General features: G+C 62.2%; 2 protein-coding genes. One reads left to right on the top strand and one right to left on the bottom strand.

Annotated features, from left to right (window positions below; all coding sequences use genetic code 11):
* Positions 1-153 precede the first annotated feature (153 nt).
* A complete protein-coding gene (locus tag FN369_RS10780) occupies positions 154-1,224 on the bottom strand; it encodes a hypothetical protein (RefSeq protein WP_142526135.1) in 1,071 nt (356 codons plus the stop codon).
* A gap of 137 nt (positions 1,225-1,361) precedes the next feature.
* On the opposite strand from FN369_RS10780, the gene FN369_RS10775 reads away from it, so the two are divergent.
* Entirely contained in the window at positions 1,362-2,513 is a 1,152-nt protein-coding gene (locus tag FN369_RS10775) for a M29 family metallopeptidase (protein ID WP_178087820.1), read from the top strand.
* Positions 2,514-2,612 lie beyond the last annotated feature (99 nt).

Here is a 2,612-nt window from a genome sequence, read left to right as displayed (position 1 = left end):
GGGGATCCGGTCGGTGGCGGCCCATCTCAGCCGCCACTTCCCCGGCCGAGAAGGAAAGACCAACGAACTTCCCGACCGGCCGACGATCCTCGACCATGGCAACATCGTGCCCGAGAGCGAAGCGGGCCTTTGAGCCGTTGACGCTCCGCCGGATCACTTGTGCGCGATCACGAAGAGCAAAACGGTGTCGAGCACCATCCAGAAGAAGGAGAGCATCAGGAGGATCTCCACCGCGATGAAGAAGTTGGTCGAGATGAAATTCTGGGCCGAGCTGTAACACTGCTCGATTCGGTCGAGCTTCGCATTGACCGCTTTCGAGAGGTCTCCGATATCGAAGACCTGCTCGACGTAGCGGTGGATGGTCCGCAGATGCCAATCCGAGTCGATCCGCAGCACATTCCCGAATACCTGGTAGATCGACTCGACGATCGCCAACTTGTCCCGAACGAAGTCCATCGCCTCGCCGGAAAACCGTTCATACCAGCGCGGCATCACCCAAAACTTGTGCCAAGGCGGAAGATGGGCCACGAGCGCCCGAGCGCGCCCGATCTCCCGATCGAGAAGGGAGTTGTAGGAGCGGAGGTTCCAGTAGAGCGCGTAGACGAGCCGGATCATGTCCAGGATCGTTCCCGCCTCCTGCGAAGAGACTACCGCTCCAAACCGCTTGATAAGAATCAGCTCGTTTTCGTAGTAGCCGAAATTGACGAGCTTCTCCTGATCGAGAACGAACGAGGAGAGGATGTCGTAACTCGGTTCTCCGGAGACCATCCCGTAGAGGGTCTTCAGGTTTTCCCGGAGAAAGGCCTCCGCATCCCCTACCGCCCCCGGCTCCAGCGATAAGATCGGGAAGACCTGAATCTCCTCCAAGCGAAACTCATACTGATAGGTGGCGAACTCTTTCGCCTCGGCGAGCACTTCGCCGATGGCGGCCCGAGCCCAATCGGAGATGGGTGCGGCGCCGAGCCGGAGCAAGTCGATCCGGGAAGCGAGGCTTGCGAAGAAATTCAAATCTCCCTGGACGAAAAACGAGAGCTGGAGGATGCCGACTCCGAAGTTGTAGAGTCGGGCGACCGCATCCCCTTCGGCCAGAGGGGTTCCCCGGAACGAAACGGGCTCCGTCCTCGGCCGAGCAAACTGCTTCATCAGCCCCTTGGTCTCCGGTTCCCGGAAGTCGAGCTCGAGCCCCATGTCGAAGGGCACCAGAAGAAATACCTGCGCTTTCATAGCCGTCTGCTCCTCAATCCACCTTAACACTCCGATCGCGTTCTTCCAGCCCTCCTTCCCTTTTCCGGAGGGCGGTCCTTCTGCTTCGGAAGATCCTCTTCTTGCGGGAACGCACGCTTTCGCCCTTTACTAAGGCCATGAGCCGAGACTTCTCCTTTCCCCCTTTCGACCTGTCGCGTCTGCTCAAGACCGTCTTCGCGCCCCGCCCCGGAGAGCGGATCGCGCTTTTGATCGACCTTCCCGATCCCCGCAGGGTTCGGGACTTTGGCTTCCTGAGCGATCCGAGCTCCTCGGTCCAGCGGCTCGCCCACGAGGTCTTCTTCGAAGGCCTTCGGCAAGGAGTCAGCAAGGAGCTCGGACTGAGGGGAGGAGATCTCTTCGCCTACGAGGAGACCGGAGGGAGCAACCTCGAGCTCCCTGAGGAAGCCTTCGACGTAGAAGGGAAACGCCTCCTCTTCGATCGGGATCTCTACCCCAACTTCGACATCCTTCTCTGCTTCTCCCGCTTCTCGGCGACGGCCCCGCTCACCGCCAAAGCCAAGGCCTTCGGTTTTCGCGGCGCGACCATGCACGGCCTCAATCGCACGATTCTGGCAACCGGCCTCTCCGTCGACTACGAGCAGGTGAGCCGACAGGCGGAGCTCCTCCGCCGCGGCCTTGCGGGTGCCGACCGCTTTCGGATCGACTACCGAATCGGCGGTCAGGATTTCTCCCTTACCCTCGAAACCGCCGGCGCCGCGGCCCAAAAGAGCCACGGCCTCTGCCGCGGAGAAAATCCCGACATCGTCAACCTCCCGGCGGGGGAGGTCTACTTCGTCCCGACAGGGGCCGAAGGCGATTTCCCGCTCCGCCTGGAAGACGGGAGCCTCGCGATCGTCCGGGTCTCAGGTGGGCGCGCCCAAGCAGCGCGTCCCTTCTCCGGCGATCCCGCTCGCATCGCCCTCTACAACCGCCGTCTCGCTGAGGACCCTGCCGCGGGTGCGGTGGGCGAACTCGGATTCGGGACGCAGGAGCTGCCCCCGTCGGGACAGGATATCCAAGACGAGAAGATCCTCGGGACCTTTCACATCGCCACCGGCCGCTCCGACCATCTCGGAGGCCCACTCGGCCCCTCCTCCTTCCGCCATCCCCGGAACGCGACCCACGACGATATTCTCTTCGCCCCGTTTAAGAGCCCCGAGCTTCGTGTTCCCCAAGTGCGGATGGAGCGGAAGGAAGAGACCCGGATCCTCCTCGAGGATTACCGGCTCGGTCCCTACTTCCGGGAGCTTCTCGGGCGAGCGCAATGAGCTCTCCCTTCTACGAAACGGGCCCGGCTCTCGCCCAATATCTGATTCTCCACTACGCCCCTCCGGAAGAGCAGCTCCCGAACGCCGCCCCCGCCGAGC

The sequence above is a fragment of the Methylacidimicrobium cyclopophantes genome (assembly GCF_902143385.2).
In the GTDB taxonomy this organism is placed as follows: domain Bacteria; phylum Verrucomicrobiota; class Verrucomicrobiia; order Methylacidiphilales; family Methylacidiphilaceae; genus Methylacidimicrobium; species Methylacidimicrobium cyclopophantes.
This window is presented reverse-complemented; position numbering and strand designations above follow the sequence as displayed.

Coding starts and splice junctions, on each gene's coding strand:
- FN369_RS10780 (WP_142526135.1), bottom strand. CDS start 1,224: ATGAAAGCGCAGGTATTTCTTCTGGTGCCCTTCGACATGGGGCTCGAG.
- FN369_RS10775 (WP_178087820.1), top strand. CDS start 1,362: ATGAGCCGAGACTTCTCCTTTCCCCCTTTCGACCTGTCGCGTCTGCTC.